The organism is Anabaena sp. CA = ATCC 33047, from assembly GCF_963870205.1.
Lineage (GTDB): Bacteria > Cyanobacteriota > Cyanobacteriia > Cyanobacteriales > Nostocaceae > Trichormus.
In genome coordinates this window covers 88,126-108,790 of record NZ_CAWMSA010000040.1, presented here as the reverse complement: position 1 = coordinate 108,790, position 20,665 = coordinate 88,126, and the positions used below count along the sequence as shown (strand labels likewise).

21 protein-coding genes are annotated in these 20,665 nt (G+C 40.7%); 4 read left to right on the top strand and 17 right to left on the bottom strand.

Features of this window, described 5'->3' with window-relative positions; genetic code table 11:
- On the top strand, window positions 1-1,425 hold a 1,425-nt coding region (locus AACS98_RS09995; protein WP_084386893.1), incomplete at its 5' end, for a Ni/Fe hydrogenase subunit alpha.
- Window positions 1,426-1,495: 70 nt separating this feature from the next.
- Here AACS98_RS09995 and AACS98_RS09990 read toward each other — a convergent pair.
- The 16 genes from AACS98_RS09990 to AACS98_RS09915 all read right to left on the bottom strand — a co-directional run bounded on the left by AACS98_RS09990 (window position 1,496) and on the right by AACS98_RS09915 (window position 16,397).
- The gene (locus AACS98_RS09990) at window positions 1,496-2,407 is read right to left on the bottom strand and encodes a hypothetical protein (RefSeq protein ID WP_066379012.1); all 912 of its coding nucleotides are present in this window, start codon (window positions 2,405-2,407) and stop codon (window positions 1,496-1,498) included.
- A gap of 176 nt (window positions 2,408-2,583) precedes the next feature.
- On the bottom strand, window positions 2,584-4,218 hold the full coding sequence (locus tag AACS98_RS09985) for a CocE/NonD family hydrolase (protein ID WP_066379011.1): 1,635 nt from the start codon (window positions 4,216-4,218) through the stop codon (window positions 2,584-2,586).
- Window positions 4,219-4,299: 81 nt separating this feature from the next.
- Entirely contained in the window at window positions 4,300-5,523 is a 1,224-nt protein-coding gene (gene coaBC / locus AACS98_RS09980; protein WP_066379009.1) for a bifunctional phosphopantothenoylcysteine decarboxylase/phosphopantothenate--cysteine ligase CoaBC, read from the bottom strand.
- A 61-nt stretch (window positions 5,524-5,584) separates the two neighbouring features.
- Window positions 5,585-5,797: a protein IsiD gene (gene isiD / locus AACS98_RS09975; protein WP_066379007.1), complete on the bottom strand. Its 213-nt coding sequence runs from the start codon at window positions 5,795-5,797 to the stop codon at window positions 5,585-5,587.
- Between the two features lie 154 nt (window positions 5,798-5,951).
- Complete coding sequence (locus tag AACS98_RS09970; protein ID WP_231866980.1) at window positions 5,952-6,560, bottom strand: alpha/beta hydrolase; 609 nt, start codon at window positions 6,558-6,560, stop codon at window positions 5,952-5,954.
- Window positions 6,561-6,689: 129 nt separating this feature from the next.
- Complete coding sequence (locus AACS98_RS09965) at window positions 6,690-7,331, bottom strand: TetR/AcrR family transcriptional regulator (protein ID WP_066379003.1); 642 nt, start codon at window positions 7,329-7,331, stop codon at window positions 6,690-6,692.
- 140 nt (window positions 7,332-7,471) lie between these two features.
- Window positions 7,472-7,957: a GNAT family N-acetyltransferase gene (locus AACS98_RS09960; protein WP_066379002.1), complete on the bottom strand. Its 486-nt coding sequence runs from the start codon at window positions 7,955-7,957 to the stop codon at window positions 7,472-7,474.
- A gap of 18 nt (window positions 7,958-7,975) precedes the next feature.
- Window positions 7,976-9,973 (bottom strand): pentapeptide repeat-containing protein, encoded by a 1,998-nt coding sequence (locus tag AACS98_RS09955; protein WP_232317143.1) that lies wholly within the window; start codon window positions 9,971-9,973, stop codon window positions 7,976-7,978.
- A gap of 409 nt (window positions 9,974-10,382) precedes the next feature.
- Window positions 10,383-11,387: a zinc-dependent alcohol dehydrogenase family protein gene (locus AACS98_RS09950; protein WP_066378999.1), complete on the bottom strand. Its 1,005-nt coding sequence runs from the start codon at window positions 11,385-11,387 to the stop codon at window positions 10,383-10,385.
- A 350-nt stretch (window positions 11,388-11,737) separates the two neighbouring features.
- A complete protein-coding gene (gene arsS, locus AACS98_RS09945) occupies window positions 11,738-12,748 on the bottom strand; it encodes an arsenosugar biosynthesis radical SAM (seleno)protein ArsS (RefSeq protein WP_066378997.1) in 1,011 nt (336 codons plus the stop codon).
- Window positions 12,749-12,792: 44 nt separating this feature from the next.
- Window positions 12,793-13,386, bottom strand: coding sequence for a Uma2 family endonuclease (locus AACS98_RS09940; protein ID WP_066378993.1), 594 nt, complete (start codon window positions 13,384-13,386; stop codon window positions 12,793-12,795).
- A gap of 229 nt (window positions 13,387-13,615) precedes the next feature.
- Window positions 13,616-13,987 carry a type II toxin-antitoxin system PemK/MazF family toxin gene (locus AACS98_RS09935; protein ID WP_232317139.1) on the bottom strand — a complete coding sequence of 124 codons (372 nt, stop codon included), beginning with the start codon at window positions 13,985-13,987 and terminating at the stop codon, window positions 13,616-13,618.
- The gene (locus AACS98_RS09930) at window positions 13,945-14,166 is read right to left on the bottom strand and encodes a ribbon-helix-helix domain-containing protein (protein WP_066378987.1); all 222 of its coding nucleotides are present in this window, start codon (window positions 14,164-14,166) and stop codon (window positions 13,945-13,947) included. Before AACS98_RS09930 ends, AACS98_RS09935 begins: the two co-directional genes overlap by 43 nt.
- A 436-nt stretch (window positions 14,167-14,602) precedes the next feature.
- A complete protein-coding gene (locus AACS98_RS09925; protein WP_066378985.1) occupies window positions 14,603-14,863 on the bottom strand; it encodes a type II toxin-antitoxin system RelE family toxin in 261 nt (86 codons plus the stop codon).
- Window positions 14,860-15,078, bottom strand: a complete 219-nt coding sequence (locus tag AACS98_RS09920) for a hypothetical protein (protein WP_066378983.1) — start codon at window positions 15,076-15,078, stop codon at window positions 14,860-14,862. Before AACS98_RS09920 ends, AACS98_RS09925 begins: the two co-directional genes overlap by 4 nt.
- Before the next feature lie 491 nt (window positions 15,079-15,569).
- Window positions 15,570-16,397 carry an IS982 family transposase gene (locus AACS98_RS09915; RefSeq protein ID WP_066377014.1) on the bottom strand — a complete coding sequence of 276 codons (828 nt, stop codon included), beginning with the start codon at window positions 16,395-16,397 and terminating at the stop codon, window positions 15,570-15,572.
- A 241-nt stretch (window positions 16,398-16,638) separates the two neighbouring features.
- Between AACS98_RS09915 and AACS98_RS09910 the strand changes: the two genes are divergently transcribed.
- The 3 genes from AACS98_RS09910 (at window position 16,639) to AACS98_RS09900 (ending at window position 18,198) form a co-directional block, all read left to right on the top strand.
- A complete protein-coding gene (locus AACS98_RS09910) occupies window positions 16,639-16,905 on the top strand; it encodes a prevent-host-death family protein (RefSeq protein ID WP_066378979.1) in 267 nt (88 codons plus the stop codon).
- Window positions 16,906-16,964: 59 nt separating this feature from the next.
- Window positions 16,965-17,219: a type II toxin-antitoxin system RelE/ParE family toxin gene (locus tag AACS98_RS09905; RefSeq protein WP_232317138.1), complete on the top strand. Its 255-nt coding sequence runs from the start codon at window positions 16,965-16,967 to the stop codon at window positions 17,217-17,219.
- A 373-nt stretch (window positions 17,220-17,592) separates the two neighbouring features.
- Window positions 17,593-18,198, top strand: coding sequence for a hypothetical protein (locus AACS98_RS09900; RefSeq protein ID WP_066378977.1), 606 nt, complete (start codon window positions 17,593-17,595; stop codon window positions 18,196-18,198).
- A gap of 188 nt (window positions 18,199-18,386) precedes the next feature.
- Here AACS98_RS09900 and AACS98_RS09895 read toward each other — a convergent pair whose 3' ends face one another.
- On the bottom strand, window positions 18,387-20,600 hold the full coding sequence (locus AACS98_RS09895) for a phosphoketolase family protein (protein WP_066378974.1): 2,214 nt from the start codon (window positions 20,598-20,600) through the stop codon (window positions 18,387-18,389).
- Between the last annotated feature and the right edge of the window lie 65 nt (window positions 20,601-20,665).

Below are 20,665 nucleotides of genomic sequence, written 5' to 3'. Positions count from 1 at the left end.
GTTACCCGTATTGAGGGACACGCTAAAATTAGTATCTATCTGGACGATAGTGGACAAGTTAGCGATGCTCGGTTTCACGTTACAGAATTTCGCGGCTTTGAAAAGTTTTGCGAAGGTCGTCCTTTGTGGGAAATGCCGGGAATTACGGCGCGTGTCTGTGGTATTTGTCCGGTAAGTCATTTATTGGCTTCAGCAAAAGCGGGCGATCGCATCTTATCTGTCACCATACCCCCAGTTGCGGCTAAACTGCGTCGTCTGATGAATTGGGGGCAAATTATCCAATCTCATGCTTTGAGTTTCTTTCACCTCTCCGCCCCAGACTTATTACTGGGAATGGACAGCAACCCAGAAAAACGCAATGTTTTTGGCTTAATCGCCGCTAACCCAGAATTAGCCCGTGGTGGTATCCGTCTACGTCAATTTGGGCAAGAAATTATTGAATTGTTGGGAGGGACAAAAATTCACCCGGCTTGGGCTGTTCCTGGGGGAGTCAGAGAACCCCTCACACCAGAAGCACGCACCCACATTCAGCAACGCATCCCGGAAGCTAAAGCTACTACTTTAAATGCTTTGGCAATATTCAAAGGTTTGCTCACAGACTATCAAAAAGAAGTACAAACTTTTGGCAATTTTCCTAGTTTGTTTATGGGTTTAGTTACCCCTGATGGTTTATGGGAAACCTACGACGGATATATCCGCTTTGTTGATAGTAAAGGTAATATCATCGCTGATCAACTTGACCCTACTCGCTATCAAGAATTTATTGGTGAAGCAGTCCAACCAGATTCTTATTTAAAATCACCTTATTATCGTCCTTTGGGATATCCAGAAAATAACGGTCATAGTGGTTTAAATAGTGGAATGTATCGAGTCGGGCCGTTAGCAAGATTAAATATTTGTAATGCTATCGGTACGCCTTTAGCAGATCAAGAATTGCGGGAATTTCGTCAACTCGCTCAAGGTGCTGTCACATCCTCATTTTTCTATCACTATGCCCGTTTAATTGAGATTTTAGCCTGTATTGAATACGTGGAAATCTTTCTTGATCACTCAGATATCCTATCCAGTCGATTGCGTGCAGAAGCAGGTATTAATCAATTAGAAGGAGTCGGTGTTAGTGAAGCACCACGCGGTACATTATTTCATCATTATCAAGTTGATGAAAATGGCTTATTGCAAAAAGTTAATTTAGTCATTGCTACGGGACAAAATAACCTGGCAATGAATCGCGCCGTTGCCCAAATTGCTAAACATTTTATTCAAGGTGCAGAAATTCCTGAAGGAATGTTAAATCGTGTCGAGGCGGGAATTCGTGCCTTTGATCCTTGTCTGAGTTGTTCAACTCACGCCGCCGGACAAATGCCGTTACAAATTCAGTTAGTCGCCGCCGATGGTAGTTTGCTTGATCAAGTTTTTCGTAATTGACACACTGTAGGGGCGTAATGTCTGATGCCCCTACTAATTATCAATGTGTTGCACAAATTACGATAGTTACCTAATTATTATTAGCTTTAATCTGCTGCAATTGTTTGTATGCCTCCATCCGACTCTGATGATTGTAAGATACAGAGGTAAATTTATCCCGTTGGCGTTGAGTAGGCACTGAAATGTCAGCAACAATCGCAAATGGTGCTACACCAGGGTAATCATCCATACGCACCGCTACCTGTGCATTTGTCCCTAAATCAGAAATAGAATACCTACTACCTCTGGTGGTGACACATTCTTCGTCAGTTTCACCTACTTTAATGTTGCGTTCGTAGGTGTCTGGCTCAGTATCCACAACCGCACCTGTTTTATTGAGCAGTACCAAATCCCATTCTGTGGCTAAGTTGCCGTCATTTCTGACTTTGACACATACCTTGAGTTCGTCATCACTAAAACGGTCATAGATGCGGTTAGCTCTGACACTGACAACTTTCAGGCTGTGAATAGCTTGATTACCCAAGGCTTTCTCACCAAATTGGCTCACTGCCCAAGAAGCATAATCTGCCTGACGCTTACAAGGCCCAGTCATGCCCACCCCTCCCCACAGCTTGGGGTTTGTCACTAAGCCAAACAAATCTTGACTGACTTTTTGCCACAAAGAACGGTCTTCACAGACTTTGTAGAGATTCTTACGAAATTCTGTTTCGCACTGTTCTTTAGTTTTACCTGATTGTCTCAATGTGGCATAACAACTATCGTGTTGCTCACAGGCAGGATTAAAAGTTTGGTTATAGGGAAATAAGAAAAACTTCGTTGCGGCTCGTGCTGCCTGACTGTTATCTGGGCCACAGTAGTCGGTTGCAGCCTGAGCCGATTGGAGTTTGACCCCTTGCTGGCTGATTGACAAGTTAGAAATGTAGCTGACTGTAGTCAAGCTGAGAGCTAAGGTAGCAATTTTTGTTACTTTGAAGTTGAACATTCTTTTTCTCGGAAATAGTATAAGCAAGACGATTTAGTTACACCCGATGCTGTAAACTCACAGGATTCAGGGATGTAGTTATGCTGATTTAATATAGTATTCAACCAGACTAAACAAAATTACGCATACTTATACAACTGTTACGAATATCAGTTAACAGTAGAGCGATCGCCAAGCTACAAGACTACAGATAGCAATAACTCACCACCATTCACAGTTAATGTAATAATTTGTGCTTTAAGTAAAGCTTCACTACTTAATACTGCCCCATTCCCTGAGTTCATTGCATAGGCTGGATAACAGGCTACACTCAAACTCAAACGCAAACAGTTTCCTTGAGTTATTCTGATAAAACTTGGTTGTAATTTTACTTGTCTAGTAACAGTATTTTTACTGTCTTGGCAATGTAAATAACCTTGGGTAATGTTGTACACTCTGCCATCAGGATACACCTGGGATAATACGGCAGATAAATCATAACTATCTTGGTCAGATTGACAGGATATTTCGACTAAAATATCCCCTAGCAGCGATAAATCTGCGGTTAACGGTGCGCTCGTGTATGTCAAAACATCAGAACGGCAATCAATAGGCGATCGCTCAAACACTCCCCCCGGCATCGCTGCATGACCACCCACCGACGGCACTGGTCGCCACGGGTCATGTACTAATATGTCTTGGGGATTGGGGACTGGGGACTGCGGATTGGGGATTGGGGACTGGGCATCGGGTATGAGACTTCCGGCATCTTCTCTAATATTTCCTAGTCCGGTGCTTGACAACAAGTAAGATTTCTGGTTTGATGTAAATATATTGGGGAAATAGTGCCACATATTACTACCCATTTCAAACAGGCGCACAGGTAACTCATCTAATAAACCTGTATCTACACCTTTGAGAAATTGATTAAACCAACGAATCTGCATTTCATCGACTGGGCTAGCTGCAAGCTTACCAAAATCAGCTTCGCCGACTTTGCGTCCCCAAGGTAGATGCGCCCAAGGGCCGATTAATAAATGTTGGGGTGTGGTGGCGCGGTTTGTCATATCTTGATATAGATGCAGCGTACCCCGCAGGTAAGTATCAAACCATCCGCCAATATGAAACATCGGCAAGTCAACGTTTTGGAAGTGGCTTTTGGGTGAGAGTTGTTGCCAATAGCTATCCGGTTCGGGATGGGCTACCCAGTCGTGATAAAAAGATTCTGGTGCAAGTTGCTGAAGAATTTCGGGATTATTTACAGGTAAATTGCGAGAGGCGGCATATAAAGCTTGATAAGCTGGCAAATCACCACGTAAACGGGCGGTTTCCGTTGCTAGTTGAATTGCCCAAGCTAAATTAGTTTGTAAACAAAATGCGCCTCCTTCATAAGCCCAATCAGTATATAAATCATAGCCAATCATTGCCGGACAAATAGTTGTTAAGGCTGGTGGTTGAGCTATGGCAGCATATAATTGCGTCATTCCCTGATAGGAAAAACCATACATTCCCACCTTGCCATTACTACCAGGAAGACTTGCAGCCCAGTTGACTGTATCTGCACCATCATTGATTTCGTGAGCAAATAACTGAAATTCGCCTTCCGAAGTACCACGCCCGCGCACATCTTGAATTACAACAATATAACCTTGGGCAGCGTACCAACTAGGATGAGCATAGACAACAGTAGAAGCGATCGCTCTACCATAGGGTTGTCGCATTAATAATACCGGAAACTCTCCCACTGCATCCGGGCGGTAGATATCCGCATCTAAACGTACACCATCACGGGTGTACATCGAAACGGTTTGTTTGGGAAGGACTTTGAGCATAGAATAGAAATTCATCCGCGTTTATCTGCGTTTATCTGCGTTCAAATATTTTTCCTGTACCGCACCGAGGAGAACCCACCCCTACTGAGCCACAAAATCAAAAAGCTGATGTGCCATTTGCAATTTAGAACAAGGGGGAATTTCTAGTTTTCGCCCTTGACTATCTATCAATATGGCTTGGTTGTTGTCACTGCCAAAACCGCTATGAGGTTGATCAATGGGATTAGCTACAATTGCATCTAATTGCTTTGTCTGTAATTTTGCCATTGCTGGCGTGACAATATCCCCAGTTTGCGCCGCAAAACCAATTAATACTTGATGGGGTTGTTTGTGCTGGGCTAATTGAGCCACTATATCTGGGACTGGTTCTAATGGTAAACTTTGGGGAAGCGATCGCTTGGGTAATTTCTCTGCACTATAATCTCTCGGCTTCACATCCGCCACAGCCGCCGACATAATAATTACATCAGCACTCGGCAAATATTCTAACATTACCTGCTGCATTTCCGCCGCCGTCATCACCGGAATTGCTTGCACACCCAAGGGTGCATTCCAACTAGCTGCGCCGTGTACTAACGTCACATTCGCGCCTCGGTGTAAAGCGGCTTGTGCTAAAGCTAACCCCATTTTACCTGTTGAGGGATTGCCAATAAATCGCACTGGGTCAAAATACTCGCGTGTTCCCCCAGCACTGATTAAAACCCGCTTGCCGGCTAAATCTTGACTGCCTTTGGTATGTAACAATGATTGAATATGAGTGACAATTTCGGCAGGTTCAGCCATTCTCCCAGCACCGATGCGATCGCAAGCTAACAAACCTGATGCCGTACTCATGCCATGATAGCGATTATCTTGTAAAAGTTGCTGCCAATTGCGCTGCACCGTTAGCTGTTCCCACATATCAGTATTCATCGCCGGGGCTAACAACACCGGGCTGGCAGAAGCTAACACAGTATTAGTCAGCAAATTATCCGCCATACCAGAGTTCAACTTGGCTAATGTATTCGCCGTTAGCGGTGCAATGACTAATAAATCAGCCCATTCCCCTAATTCAATATGCAATGGGCGCGGATGATTTGCTTGCCAAAAATCATCATCTGTGTATGCGGGATGACGCGAGAGAGTAGCTAAAGTTAGAGGTGTAATAAATTTTTGTGCGGAATTGGTGAGAATGACGCGAACTTCCACACCTGTTTTAAACAAAGTTGAAACCACCTCACAAACTTTATAGGCAGCTATTCCGCCACCAACAGCGATGACTACCTTGCTGCGTTGATTTGTCGTGAGATTGGGGGAATGAGACATAACAAAAACAGAAGATAAAAGAGTTAGGTATTTTAACTCCTAACTCCTGATGGTAAAATAATTATGCCTCGTCGTAGGGTTCCAAATCCAAGAGATGGATGTATGGTTCTACTAACTCAGGACGCTGGAAAGCGATCGCTCGTAGTAGATGCCAATCATTTAACCCTTCAAAAGCATTGCTGTAATTATCCATTTCTAGACGAGAAGCCAGTTCTTCTACCTCTGCTGCGGTCATGGCAGCAATTTCGTTCTTGGAAATGCTTAGAGTTTTCATAATGCTTGCCCCTCCCTTATGCAGCATTTGCAACCAGCACAGGTCAAATCGCGCTCAATAGAGCTACCCAATCTATATTACTCATTAGAGGGCATGGAATCTCTAAAGTTTGTCAGAATTTTTACTATAATTTAGCAAAAATTTGTATCTCTGACTAACCAACGGCATTAATAATAAATTTTCGTGCCACCTCTAACATTTGCAAATTAATTTCATGCCCAGTATCAAACTCATGATACTGCACATCCACCCCCAAGGATGCTAGAGTTTCTCGTGCTTTAATCGCAGCTTGCAGAGGCACAACCTGATCAAGTGTACCGTGCATAATTAAAGTTGGTGGAACATGATTGTTATTGGTTGCGATCGCATCTGGATGTAAATAGCCACTCATCACCACTAACCCAGCTAGGGGTAACTTAGAGCCAACATCTAACGTCATCGCCCCACCTTGAGAAAATCCACTTAAAATAGTTCTGGATAAAGGCACGCCATAACTAGCTTCTAAAGACAGCAAAAAATCTAATAGTAGTTGCCGACTTTCCGCTAATCCTTGATAAGTATTCTCATTTCTTAACTCATACCATGCCCTACCCACAGTCGAATGTGGGTGAGGATAGGGTGCATTAGGAAGTACAAATTGGTAATTGGGTAAGTTAAAGTAAGACGCTAAAGATTCCACATCAAGCGCATTAGCACCCCAACCATGTAAGGTGACAACTAACCCAGTGGGGGGTTGAGAATTGCTTGGGGGAATGGTAATCAATTCTAAAGACAGAAGCCTACTCCTAGGATTTAACTCTCCTAGTTCATCTTATAGGAAAGGTGAGGGAGTGGGGGATGAGGGGAGATTTTTCCCCAGAATTCTTGAATTTTGAATGAAAGAATTTTGAATTTATTTCTCCCCACTCCTTGCTTCAATTCCTCTGACAACAACATCTACACAAGTATCAATATATTCGTCTCTGCTATAGCTGTTGTGCTTGAGTTTGGCATTCCGGCAAAGCATCCCCGCTAGCAGCATTCCTGTAAACATATCAACGGCTGGCAGGGGATTGATATCAGTTCTGACAGTTCCTCTTTTCTGACATGATTGTAAGTAAGCCACGAGTTTTTCTGCCAATGGCTTAACGGCTTCTTCGATGACTTGCTTGGCTGCTTCAGGATGACGTTTGGCTTCACCAATAAAAGTCCGTATCAAGTCTTCTTGGGCTTCCAGCATGGTATTATAAAGCTCGGCATAGTGCTTTAAGTCTGTTCGTAAATCCTGTGTCCATGCTTCTGGGTGGGCGAGGGCTTCGGTTTGCAGTCTCAAGGCATTTTCAATGACGGCTTTTAACAGTTGTTCTTTGCTCGCAAAGTGACGAAATAACGTCACCTCGTTGACACCAGCAACACGGGCTATCTCGCGGGTAGTTGCCCCTTGAACTCCTAAACGAGCAAATACCTGAGAAGCGGCTTCTATCAACCGTGTACGGGTAACAGCAGCAGAACGGATAGTTTTCAGGCTAATTTGATTTTTGGGATGTGCTGGCATTATAGATTTTTCTTAAACACAAGTTGTAATTGAATGTAATTATTACAGAGAAAGTTCCTTAAAATTTTATTAAAAAATAGTGAACTAACAATTTAATGTGTTATTGAAAATATAAATTAAATATCACTAAACCGTATCTCCTATTTTAATTCTTTCGTCATTTCGATCACGGGAACTATTAACCCTTTTCCTAAGTGATGAGGTACTGTGTTGATGGGAGTAAATCCCAGTCGTAAATAAAAACCTTCTGCATACAGGCTAGCGGTGGTAAATACTCTGTCTACACCTTGTTGTTTTGCGCTGTGGAAAAAATGCTCTACTAAAGTCCGTCCAATTCCTTGACTTTGATAATGAGGATGAACATATAAAGCAATTAATTCGTCTGCAATATAACTAGCAAATCCTGTGATATTTTCCTGTGCTATGGCTACCCAAATAGTTGGTAATTTCAGATGCTTCAAGATACTAGCACCATCTGGGTGATTGCGGTAATTGCGCCAAGCTAAAAGTTCTTGGCGGTTGTAAAATGTGGTAGGTAAGGCTTTAATTGCTGCAATGTGAATTGCACTTAACACCCATGCGTCTGTTTCTTGTGCTGGACGAAGTAATATAGGCTGAGAACTCATAGTAGCGTATAATATTAATTACTTAAGATAAAGCAATAAGTTCAAGCCGGGAATGGTGCGGGAAAGCGTCCATAAAACTAGGGTGATGTAGAGTAGTCCTAAACTCCACTGATACCAAGCTAGGGTAGATATGATTCCTGGTAGGTGTTCGTCTCTGAGGCGAATGTCGTTAAATCCTAATTTGACGAGGTTGTTGAGACTAAAGTCATAATAGTTGAGCCAGTTCCAACGGCGATCGCATAATAAAGGCATATATCTTTCCCGAAATGTTTGATTTCTGGGAATGACTGGTAAACGTCCTATGAGTAATCTTAATTGGCGAAAGGTTCCGTCTTCGGTAAAGTAAGAAACATTCATTAAGTCGTGATAGCGTCCTTGTTGATAGAGACGGATTAATAATATCAAAGGTACTGGTACAATAATAATTAACAGACATCCCAATGTCAGCCAAGGTTGGGCAGCATTGCGGAAGATGGCTAATAAACTCAAAAATGTTATACAGCTAAAACTGATGAGTATGGCTGTGGTTTCGGAGGCTGTGGGGATGATGGGGAGAGGATGCAGACGACGACATCTATCTACTAACCAAAATAGTAAGCCAAAGTAAGCGATCGCTACTCCTCCCACGCCGAATACTAGCCAAAAATTCGTACCATAGCCGCTTAACAATAATAATACACTCAAGGCTAACCAAGTCCAAGCGGTGAGCAACCAATTACTGATAGCTAAAGGTGCAGCAAAAACTAGGCGATCGCTCAGTTGATTATATGTGGTTAAATCAATATCTGCTAGTGTTAATAATTCGTTGCTATTCAGGAATAATTTCACTTTTCGACGTTGAGCGATCGCATCCGCTTGGATACTCGAAAAACCCAATTTCATCAAACTTTTTTCACTCGCATTATTGATATTAATTCCAACTAACTCCCGGCTTAATTCCTCCAGACGTAATTGTTGTTTAATGTAATCTAATTGATTAGCATCAGCCACTTGTTGCTGTTGACGGAAATTCTGCCCTAAATTTCGCAAAACGTTTTGATTACCTTGTAATGTCGGGACAAGAAAAACCTTACCAATCTCCCCAGGATTCCCTAAAATTTTCGCTTGATTAGAATTAAATGTTAGTCCAGGGATATTTAAAAAAGCGTCTGGAGAAAATAAAGCATCACTAAAATCAGCCTGATTGATAATGCTAGCACCCCGCATGTCCACAGGTTGATTAAATAGCACCTCCCGAAAAATAGCAGCTTGCTCAAAAGTTGTTTCTTTTAAAAACAGGAATTGATTAAAAATAGCCTTAGTAAACTTAGCTTGATTACTAAAACGCACCCCAGAAAAATCAGCGTTTTCTTGCCAATCTACACTATTAAACTTAGCTAATTGCTTAAAAACTGCTTGGTTGAAGTTGGCAGTATGCACAAAAATACTACCATGAAAATCAACAAGTTCTTCAAATTGAGTTTGTTTAAAATTAGCTTTATTAAAAAAAACGCTACCTGGAAAATTACTTGCTTGCCGAAATTTAGCATTATTAAAACTCACAGCACGGCTAAATCTAGTTTCATTCCAGTTAGTTGGTTGTAAAAAAGTAGCATTTTCAGCGTCTACAGGTTGCAGAAAAAATGTATTATTAAATCGAACTTCTCCATTAAAGCGAGTATTTTCTAAAGTCAAAGCCCCCCGAAAAACTGTCACCTCACTAGAAACATTTAACTGAGTATCTAAAAGTGAGCGACAATCTTTAGAATTAATCAAACTCACAGTTAAAGATTGCAAGCAAACTGAACGCAACCGTTCTAACTGTTGTTGTTCTGATGCTGTAAAAATTGGGGCAATACCTTGAGCATACAAAGGAGTTCTTAACCCTAAATCGCTGCCAACAAAATCGCCTTGAATCAGAGAATAACTCAAATCTAAACCTAAAGGTTTAGCCCCAGTTTTTTGCAGTTCTTTGCGGAGCATTTGATAAAAAGCATCACGAAAACTCGCATTTTCGGGACGTAAATCAATCACCATACGCCGCAAATCAACAGTTAAATTACCCTCACGTAGCGTTGGTGTATGTAGACGTTCTTGTAACAGTTCTACAGTTAAAGATGTGCGTTCTGGTTGCGTTGGTGTAGCCCAGGTTGGTAGGGGAAGTAATAAGATAAATAATGCACACAAACTAATGAATAACTTAGCTTGTTTATACCAAAGTTTCAATTGAATACAGTCAGAGCTTTCCAAGAAATCAATTATCCCGCATAAAGTTGCTGACCGTTAACAGTCAACCGTCAACCGTCAACCATCAGCAGAACTATTTTACCTGTAATAGTCACATTACAGATATCTTGTAGGGTGCGTCAGACTGTTTAAATGCTGTCAATAAAACTATTTTTGATATCTGACGCACCCCACTAATATGCCAGTTGCATAAGTCCTGTTATTCATTGCTAATTAGCAGAACTATTTTACCTGTAATCGCACCAGCTTCCAGTAAAGTATGAGCTTTCACCGCTTCTTCTAAAGGAAATTGATGATTAACGCAGACGTTGAGCTTACCTTGGTCAAACAACTGAGCGCACTCTGTTAAAATTTCTGCATGATGTTGTTGTGCCTCCGTCAAACCGAGTAACATCGGTGTCAGCATTAATTCTAAACCGATGCGGAGGTTGCGATTTCTGGCAACTTTCCAGACAGTATTGGCATTAGGTTCTAAAATTGTGACGATATCGCCGTAAATTCGCACAGACGGGAAAGTTTTATGCAAAGTTTCACCGCCAACGGTGTCAAAAGCTAAATCTACACCTTCGCCATTAGTCCAGTCTAAAGCAGCTTGCACAAAGTCGGTTTGTTTGTAAAAAATTACATAATCAGCACCCAATTGTTTGACAAAACGCGCCTTGTCTTCCGAACTGACAGTAGTAGCGACACTCGCACCTTTAAGTTTAGCTAATTGAATTGCTACGTGACCAACCCCACCAGCACCACCATGAATTAAAACTTTGTCTCCTGGTGCAAGTCTTCCCCGTTCATATAAAGCTTCCCAAGCGGTGATAAGTACCAAAGGTGCTGCTGCTGCTTGTGCAAAACTTAAAGAATCAGGTTTATGGGCGGCAAAGCGTTCATCAACTACAGTATACTCTGCATAATTGCCATAACTTCCGCCTAAACCACCATTGCAGAAATAGACAGCATCACCAGGGCGAAATTTTTGCACACCAGCACCCACAGCTTCAACAATTCCCGCACCATCACATCCTAAAATAGCCGGCATTTGCTCAGGGTAAAAAGTCCCACGCTGACGTAGTTTGGTATCTATGGGGTTAACCCCAGCTGCTATTAACCGGACTAAAACTTCGGTATTACTCAAAATGCTGGGTTTTGGAACTTCCCGTAATTGTAAGACTTCAGGACTACCGGGTGCTGTCATTAAGACTGCTTTCACTATTTTCTCCTCCAAGTTGCAGCTAGATGCACGATATTTGCCAATTTATACCAATTCTCTAGGAAGTTGCACCAAAAAATGATGTAGAGACGTTGCATGCAACGTCTCTACTCTCAAGAAAAACATTGCGTTGAGTCAGAAATGGGGATGAGTTCTAAACCAAAAACTAAAGCTTTTTTCTTGAGAGATGTAAGATAACCAAGGAAAAAACCGCGAAACTATCTCATATAGTTTCACGGCTTTTGGTGTGGTGTGAGGAGCTTAACTAAATATCATCATAGAACAACTGCCCAGTAGTGACACACTCGTAACAGTTTTGGTAACAGAATTTTTTTCGCATAATACTATTGTTATGACACCAAAGAACCGCCACAACTAGAACCACACCCAGCCGTACAACCATAGCAATAGTCAGCAGTTTTAACCTCATCAATTAAGTCTAAACTACCAGCCTCTAGAAATTTAGCCACGGTGAGGGGTTCACCTTTAACTGTTGTGGCTGGTAAATTCATCATCTGATTAAAATCACAATCATAAATGTTTCCTAAATAGTCTACTGACAGCAAATCCCGACACATTAGATGCTCAACTGTACTAGAATTAAAACTAGACTCTAAAAAATGTAAGTAGCTGTCATAAAGTTTTTTCCGTTCTAAGTGTAATTTAGTTCTGCCAACAGGTAAATTAGTAATCGTCAACAGATTGTTAAACACAATATCAAAATGTTCTTGCAAAAACCTTTTATAATCTCGTTCTAGTTTACCCTGTTCTGGCGGTAAAGAAAACTTTTCACTTGTAGGTAACTGGGGATTATAAACCAAATCCACAATTAAATCTGGACTTGTACCATAACCCAGTTGATTCAGCCATTGCAAAGCTTGAATAGAAGCATCAAAAACACCAGTTCCCCGCATTTTATCAACATTATCTGCGAGGTAGCAAGGCAGAGAAGCCACAACTCGCAATTGATGTTTAGCAAAGTATGCAGGTAAATCACCAAACCCATCTACAAAATAGATAGTTAAATTAGAACGGACAATTACCTGTTTACCATGCTTTCGTGCAGCTTCTACCAGTGGTTTAAAACCATAATTCATTTCTGGCGCGCCACCAGTCAAATCAACAATTTTAATTTCAGGAAAATTATCAATTAAATCAATTAATTGTCCACAAATTTCTGGGGATAATTCTTCTGTACGTTTCGGACTAGCTTCAACATGACAATGACTACAGGCTAAATTACAACGTTTACCTAAATTAACTTGTAAAACCTTGATGCTTTGTTTAGTCAAAGGTTGACTGAGTTTCGCTGTAAATGGTGTGAAGTTTGTATCTAGATGATTAACTAATTTATTTATCATTGCTGACTACTCCTGAAATATGAAAAAATATGTAACACACATCTCTATTTTTTTATTCCTTGCATGAATTGTTGTCTAGCCTCAATAATTGAAGGCATTAAAACACAACTTGCTAATAACTCTACATCCAAATCTGGCAATAATTCACTTCGAGCAATTGGCTCATAGTTATCATTTTTTAGTCGATATAGATAAAATTGATTATTTTCCCAAAACCAAACTTCAGTAATATTAAAGCGTTTGTATTTTTCTAATTTATTAATACTGCCACTGGTGATATTAACTTCAATTGCTAAATCAGGATTTTCTTTTTTTTCTCCTATATAATAAGATTCATCCGGTTCAAAGGAAGCACTCTTTTCTTTGGCGCGACGAGTAGCACTACCTACGGGGATAAAATTTATACCTTTTTCAAAAAAGTATAATGCTAATAATATAGCAATTGCGCTTTTAATCATTTCGTGTTGTTCGCCAAGTGTCATAAACTCAATGCACCCATCAAGATAAGTTATCCGCAAACCTGCTGCATCTGCGGTTAATTTTTCTATTGTCTCTAATTGTTCCCAGGTGTAATGACCGGGTAGGAGAAATTTTTGCTCGGCAATTGTGGTAGTTTTATCTAAGATTTCGATAGTCATAGTTAAATGATGTTTATGACTTTATTTTGATGATAACTCATCATCAAAGCTCCTCTAACACACATCTTGCACCTGTTCCTTGATGATAATTTTTGTAGGGTGGGCATTGCTTGCAACTTGCTGAACGCCTTAGTTTTACGTTGTGGGCAATTCCCACCTTACGCTTATTGATAATGCTACAAGATATAAGAATTGGAATGATTAGATTGTTGGGTATTCTCAACTATGATTAATTGTGGTTTAAACCCAGATATCGCCGCAGAATATTTTGCGCTTGTTCTAGTAATTCTGCTTCTAATTCTCCTAATTGTTGAGTTAAACGGATTTTGTCAAATGTCATCGGTTCAACGCAGATTAAAAGACTATCTACAGAAAGTCCGTTTTGTGCTGAGGCGGGTACTTCTACTACTGCTGGTGAAATACGGGGGTTATTAAGTTTTGCAGATGTAAAAGGTAAAACCGTGACTTTGCTGCGTTGGTTGTTAAACAAAGTCCCAGAAATTATCAGTGCTGGACGAGTTTTTTGAATTTCTGTACCTACGGATGGGTCAAATGTTACTATCCAGATGCTTCCCATTCGGTAATCGCTATGTTTTGCCATTCACTTTCCCAACCTAATTCTAATTCATCAACCAAGGCGCAAGCTGCCGCTAGTGCTTCATCTTGTTGTTTTTCTTGCCATTGTTTCAACAGACTTTCAATTAGCGCACTACGGTTATCAACTTTTTGGTCAATGTAATTTAGTAGTTCATCTGGCAATGAAATTGAGATTTTAGCCATATCCTACCCAGAGTCATACTATCAGTAGTATAGCCTAATTTGATATTTTTAGTGTTTATGAGTTTTTTGATTAATTCTTTCCCGCACTGCTTGACGGATATCTTCCCAGTCTTGTGCTGTCATTTGTCGTCAAGATCCCCGACTTCTTATGAATATTTCTCAATGATACAGATAATTGATCTAAGAAGTCGGGGATCTGTTCACTTGCGCTACTATTCTACGTAAGCTCATAAGGTGTCAGGTAAGGAAATATTCATACTTTTCATATTGTAAAAAATCTTGAAATTCTGTTTATTATACTGTTAAGAGAATACCAATTTTTCGACGGGCAAAATAGTAGCCATCTAAGAATGATTGGAGGCTAAAAATAGAGGTTTTACCTCAATACATTGCTGGTATTTTTTGGATTTTTGCAGTAGTTTATAGAGATTATCCATTATTTATATATCTCACTTCGATGTCCCACTCTGTCAATAAAAATAATTCTTTGGTCAGGGTCAAATTCATAAATTACTCGATAATCTCCAACTCTCAGTTTAAAGAAACCGGATAAGTCAGCAGTCAAGGGTTGGGGTGTAATTTGGTCGAAGTTTTCAGCTAACCAGTTAATTTTATTAACTATTCTTTGACAAAGTGATTTTGTCAATTTTGCTAAGTCAGCTAGTGCTTCCGGTTCATACTCAACTAGGTAATTCATCTGTTTTCTAAACCTAGTCTTTCCATAACTTCTGCGGTAGAAATACCTCTAACTCCTGTTTCTCTGCGCTTCCGAATTGCTAATAATTCTTGTTTAAAATTATCTTTGATAGTTTGGTTTGTATCTGGGTCTGTTAGCAGTTCTTCTATGGTTTCTCTAACTGTTTCTCGAATGAGGTCTTTAAGTTGCTCAATAGTGAGTTCGTTAACTTGCATGGTGGTAACTGAGTTAAGGGTTATTTCTCAATTTTAGTTTATCCCGGACTGCTTGACGGATATCTTCCCAGTCTTGTGCTGTTATTTCTGTTGCTTCTCCAGAGTTAAACCCTTCTAAAAGCATGGTTTGTAGTCGTTTTTTTGCTCTGGTGTTTCTGGTCTTGTCGCACTAATTCCCGAAAATATTCGCTGACACTGCTGTAACCACCTTGCGCTACTATTCTACGTAACTTCTCATGGTGTCAGGTAAGGAAATATTGATACTTTTCATCAGGGTTAGTTCCTCAATCTGCTTTTCTATATCATGGCGGTTTTTGTCATTTTTTGCTATTGGGAGAAAACACTATTAACCCAAGTTGCGGGTAATAGAAGATAAAAGAGGATAGGGTTCGTGTAGGCATGGTAAATGAGGGGTTGTGCGAACTCCAACCACCATGAAAATGCAACGCTGGAATGTTCAGTATAGTTGAAAAGAAAGAAGCATTTACAACTTAGTCAATAAAAGCTTGTTTCAGAGTATAGGCAAAAATAAAAGCTTGTACCTTCAGTAAAAACCCTTCATAAGTTACCGCATGAATTGATTTTTGGAAATAACTTGTAATGCCACTAAACACGGTTTCAATGTAATGACGAATAGACTGTTTAATGTATTGAATCCAAGGAGGGTCTTGGCGTTTAGAGTTACTTTTTCGGATGACTTGCATTGAGATTTGCTCAGTTTCGAGCAAAACATCCTCCACAGTGTAATCAAGATAGGCACAATCAGCATAAACTTGACTTCCTGGGGGTAAATTCAATGGTAAAGCACTCAATCCCCGGATATCGGTCGCACTTGCTGGCAGGAACACAAATTCAACGGGAGTACCTGTTTTGGTAGTTAATAACTGTACTCTTACTCCATAAAAATAACGTTTCTTAGATGCGATATAACCCCGATATTCTGGTGATTGGATGAGATGGGCATTAAAGATGCGAATGTTATCACAGATCGGTACAGGAAACGAGTCTAAAAGATATTCCGTATTTTCACTAATTTCTTTCAGTGCCATTCCCACTTGATGAAATAAATCGTTCATTAACATTGCTACATGATGTAATCGCCGATTAAATCGTGATTTTTCTAACATTCTTGGCATCAATTTATGGTCTTTCATGTAGCTGCAAGCCTGACTATGATTACCACCAAAGTACATAGCCGCGATTATTGCCGTTGTGATAATTTCTGCATCACTCATTTCACAACGAATATCCTCTTTATGGCCGATCGCCTTTAATAAGTCATCTATGACAGAATAGATCGTAACTATTTCATTTAACATCTGTCCCTCCTCTTTGTCTTGTCTGGAGGGATTTTCTTGTTTCTCTACCTTTATGTCATCTCTCTTTGAGACTAACTAGCAACTTGGGTTATTAGTGATGGTTGGGCGGTTTGGGTGATGTTGGGTTTATTTGTGTCAATCTAAGCTACTTACTTTAGTTGTAATAAAAATAATTAACTTATCTATATAAAACTGAAAATGATTGCTATAATAAAAACATCAATCAGATTTATTAACTGTGATGACTATCAAGGAATTACTCTTGCAAGAGATTGATAACACACCCAACGAACTTTTAGAAGATGTGCTTGGTTTTTTGCAGTCACTCAAAACAGCACCACAAAAACCCCAAGCTACCTATCAAGAATTGTTAGAAAGAATAGATTACTTAGAAACAATAGTAGGTATTCGTAAAGGGTTAGATGAATTTGAGCGCGGTGAAGGTATTCCTGCTGATCAAGCTTTGGCAACCTTGCAAATAAAATATAATATTCCTCCTCGCTCATGAATTATCAAGTTATTATTCAACCTACTGCATTTCAAGAAATTTAAAGTTCTTACCGTTAGATGTGTGATAATTTAAGTGCTGAAGTAGCGAACAATTGGTATTATCAACTTGAAGATACTATTGCATCACTAAAAAAATTTCCTAACCGATGTAGTATAGCTCCAGAATCAACAAAAATTGGTCGTGAAATTCGCCAACTATGGGTAGGAAAACAAAGAAAATATCGAGTTTTGTTTGTTGTTGAAGACGATATTGTAGCTATTGTTCATGTTCGTCACAGTCGTCAATCTTATCTAGATGAAGAGTCTGAATGACATTGAGTTTGTGAAGATTGCTTGCTTTCTGTTTCTGGTCTTGTCGTACTAATTCCTGAAAATATTCACGCTTCGCTGCTGTAACCACCTTGCGCTACTATTCTACATAAGCTCATAAGGTGTCAGGTAAGGAAATATTCATACTTTTCATCAGGCGATTTTCTGAATGTTGTTTTCTATATCATGGCGGTTTTTGTTATTTTCTGCTATTGGGAGAAAAAACTATTCGTGATGGTTGGGTGGTTTGGGTGATGTTGGGTTAAGCTAACTTACTACTATTTAATGAACCACGAAGACACGAAGTACACGAAGGAAGAGAGGAATAGATTTGATTTTTATATCATTATTTGTTATACACTAAAATTAATAAACTATGAATGCACCAGGAAAGCCAGTGTCAGATAGTGGGGCTAAGTTTTTAAATCCTCAATCTTTGAGAAGTAACTTAATTGCTGCTTCAATATTCTTGGCAGCTTATGAAACACTTTGTACTTCAGCTATTGATCGTATTCGTAATTTCTTTGCGTATGAATTTGATGAAAATGGCCTAGGTATTGAGAGTGAAGATTATAAAAAGAAAGTTTTATCACTAGATAAAATTCGTCTTCGAGCATCTCTGTTATGGTTGAAAGAAATGTCTGCTATTAGCGATGCTGACATTATTTTAGTTGACGAAATTCGTAGACATCGAAATAATTTAGCCCATGAATTACCTAGATTTCTAACTGATGCTGATGCTGAAATTAATATTAACTTTTTGCTAGATATTTACGAGTTGGTAACTAAAATAGATCGTTGGTGGATTAAAGAGGTAGATATTCCAACAAATTCAGATTTTGATGGACAGAATATTGCTGACTGCGATATCAAATCTGGATCTATGATTTTTATTCAAATGATGCTTAAAATTGCAACAGGTGAAGATTCTTCAGTATTTTGGGATGAGTTTCAAAAACAAACCTCTAGTTTCTGGAATTAGCTAGTATTGTAAGGTGCGTTACGCGATCGCTAACACACCCTACTGGCGTGACAAGCTTAAAATGTTGCATTAAAACTCTCTTGTGGGATAAGCTCTCTAGCCCGTCCGGTGCAGGCTAGAAGCCCGCACCACAAAAACTATATTTTTGCACTACTTTAGCCTTGCCACGCCACTACACAAATATGATATTAATGCACTAACTCAATAGCCCGCTTAGTCAAAGCTTCAGCAGTCAACCCATTAAACGCCATCAACTCACCTGCACTAGCGGTAGTCTCCCCACGCTTCCAGGCGAATGTATCGCGCTTGCTGTTACTGCGTAACATGATGGGTTCTAACATCGACGCTGCACCACCAGTTACACCAATGAGTGCATCACCATCAAATAATTCGGCAAATTTTGCATCATCAATGAAACCACCATCTGCTTCTGAACAGGTGTCCCAAGCTACATCATGAGGACGATACAAACGCCGGGGGTTAATTACAGAAACTATCTTGACTCCAATACCTTCTGTTTCTAAGAAAGCTGCTGCTTCAAAGACTGGAATTAATGTCATGTCTCCAATAACTGCAAACACAACTTTCTTACCGCCAGGAATTTCATGCAGCACTACTGCACCTTCTTCTAAACCTTGACGGGTTTGTGCAAAGGTGGTGCGAATTGGTAAGGGTGACTTACTTGCTGTGATGACTATTCCTTTATTTTTGGTTGTCAACGCCCAGTCATAACAAGCTTGGATACTGTTTGCGTCGGGGGGAAATACAGGAAAAACGTTACCATTCCGCATCATCGAAGCAAAATAAGCTTCAATTTCTGGACGTTGGTGTGTCCAACCGTTGCGCCCTTGTTCTAATGCGCCAGCTGTAAATAAGGTGATGGTTGAGGGTGTCTGACGGCGTAATTCTGCCATTGCTTGGGTGACGGTTTGCCAAATTGGTAAACCGTTTATGGCAAAAGATTCATAGGAACACCACAAACTTCTTGCACCCATCAAGCATAACCCAGCCGCTAATCCTGCACAAGCGTCTTCACTCAAGGGTTCGTAAACTTGTCCGTTGGGTGCTTGGTTATATAATTCGTCGCTGGTGGGGTGGATAATTTTTAATGCTTGGTTGATGTTACCAATTCCTGATGCTTCGTTACCGTCGGCGTTGGTGACTAGGAAATTTTGGTCTTTCTGTCCGACTATACCGACGAGTCGCCCCATTGCTGTTGTAGAAACTTTCGGTTCTCCACCTACTGCATATTCTTCTAAGGGCAATGTACCTAATTCTGATAATGGTAACTCAAATTCTGTGACTACTGTCTTAGCTGCGGGGCCGCCTCCGGCGCGTTCGGCGTTGGTTCTGACTATTTGCCACGCTTCTGGGGATAATGCACGGGTTTGTAAGGCACTGACTATATGGGGTGCGTCTAGGGTATCTTTCGGATAGAGGTTGTGTGATTTTGCACCTCTGGCGTGAACTCCTGCGCCTTTGAGTTGTTTGATAATAAACACCGTTAGCTTGCCACTCATGGCGGAACGGGCGGCTTTATCTACTGCTACAAGTACGGCTTTGGTAAAGGCGAGGCGTTGCTCAAAGGAAAAGGCGGTACTATCTACATAGTCCCCTGGTTGGTTCTGGTCGTCAAATTCTTTGGCATCGACTAGGATGACTTCCTCAAAACCGTTTCCTTGCCAATAGGCTGTCATCTGTTCGTTGGTTTTCAGGGAAACCATGCTGTGATGTTCTTGGCTGTAACCGTTCCAGACTAGGACGGGTAAGAAGTTGGTGACGTGGGGATAGGCGGTGTTAAAGTGCGCCATTGAACTCATGATGTAGGGTTCTCCTAGTCCACCGTCGCCCAGGGTGAAGGGGAAGAGTTTGTCTCGGTGGAGGAGTGCGGCGGCCATGGCAAAGTGCTGTCCTTGTCCCAAGGGGCCTGCGGGGGCGAGAATACCGGGGATGTAACCGGAAAGGTGTCCTAAGAGTCCATGTTTTTCCCGGAAGCGATCGCGCAATTGTTGTACTGTAAAAATGCCCATGTCCTCTAGCGACCGATCTAGAAACATGGCACTATAAAACCCTGGTGCGTGATGTCCGACTTCGGTAAGTATATTTTTATGCCCCAGCATGACTAAAGCTGCATAGGCTTCTGCTTGGCTAGCGAAGCCGCCAGGATGCCCAGATGCCTTACTACCAGTGACTTGTACTGTCAAGTAGCGCAGGGCATCAGCCGCTAGTAAGGTTTGATACACAGCTTTAGCGTCTGTCGGGTCGGTGATCGCTACTTGTCCCGATTCTATCGCAGGTGTCGCACCATAAGTTTCAAAACCTGGTAGCACTTCCCCAAAATATTGTATTCCTTCACAAAATTCTGGAAGTGCTGAAGATGCCTTTGGTGTGAATGCAGTCATGCTGAGTACCTTGTAAGGATGACGTGAAACTATTGATGCTCGTTGAATTTAACAAAAATTTTACC

Coding starts and splice junctions, on each gene's coding strand:
- AACS98_RS09910 (WP_066378979.1), top strand. CDS start 16,639: ATGACTATCAAGGAATTACTCTTGCAAGAGATTGATAACACACCCAAC.
- AACS98_RS09905 (WP_232317138.1), top strand. CDS start 16,965: ATGTGTGATAATTTAAGTGCTGAAGTAGCGAACAATTGGTATTATCAA.
- AACS98_RS09960 (WP_066379002.1), bottom strand. CDS start 7,957: ATGAGTTCTCAGCCTATATTACTTCGTCCAGCACAAGAAACAGACGCA.
- AACS98_RS09935 (WP_232317139.1), bottom strand. CDS start 13,987: ATGGCAAAACATAGCGATTACCGAATGGGAAGCATCTGGATAGTAACA.
- AACS98_RS09930 (WP_066378987.1), bottom strand. CDS start 14,166: ATGGCTAAAATCTCAATTTCATTGCCAGATGAACTACTAAATTACATT.
- isiD (WP_066379007.1), bottom strand. CDS start 5,797: ATGAAAACTCTAAGCATTTCCAAGAACGAAATTGCTGCCATGACCGCA.
- AACS98_RS09900 (WP_066378977.1), top strand. CDS start 17,593: ATGAATGCACCAGGAAAGCCAGTGTCAGATAGTGGGGCTAAGTTTTTA.
- arsS (WP_066378997.1), bottom strand. CDS start 12,748: ATGATAAATAAATTAGTTAATCATCTAGATACAAACTTCACACCATTT.
- coaBC (WP_066379009.1), bottom strand. CDS start 5,523: ATGTCTCATTCCCCCAATCTCACGACAAATCAACGCAGCAAGGTAGTC.
- AACS98_RS09955 (WP_232317143.1), bottom strand. CDS start 9,973: ATGGTGATTGATTTACGTCCCGAAAATGCGAGTTTTCGTGATGCTTTT.
- AACS98_RS09985 (WP_066379011.1), bottom strand. CDS start 4,218: ATGCTCAAAGTCCTTCCCAAACAAACCGTTTCGATGTACACCCGTGAT.
- AACS98_RS09940 (WP_066378993.1), bottom strand. CDS start 13,386: ATGACTATCGAAATCTTAGATAAAACTACCACAATTGCCGAGCAAAAA.
- AACS98_RS09965 (WP_066379003.1), bottom strand. CDS start 7,331: ATGCCAGCACATCCCAAAAATCAAATTAGCCTGAAAACTATCCGTTCT.
- AACS98_RS09895 (WP_066378974.1), bottom strand. CDS start 20,600: ATGACTGCATTCACACCAAAGGCATCTTCAGCACTTCCAGAATTTTGT.
- AACS98_RS09925 (WP_066378985.1), bottom strand. CDS start 14,863: ATGAATTACCTAGTTGAGTATGAACCGGAAGCACTAGCTGACTTAGCA.
- AACS98_RS09915 (WP_066377014.1), bottom strand. CDS start 16,397: ATGTTAAATGAAATAGTTACGATCTATTCTGTCATAGATGACTTATTA.
- AACS98_RS09990 (WP_066379012.1), bottom strand. CDS start 2,407: ATGTTCAACTTCAAAGTAACAAAAATTGCTACCTTAGCTCTCAGCTTG.
- AACS98_RS09920 (WP_066378983.1), bottom strand. CDS start 15,078: ATGCAAGTTAACGAACTCACTATTGAGCAACTTAAAGACCTCATTCGA.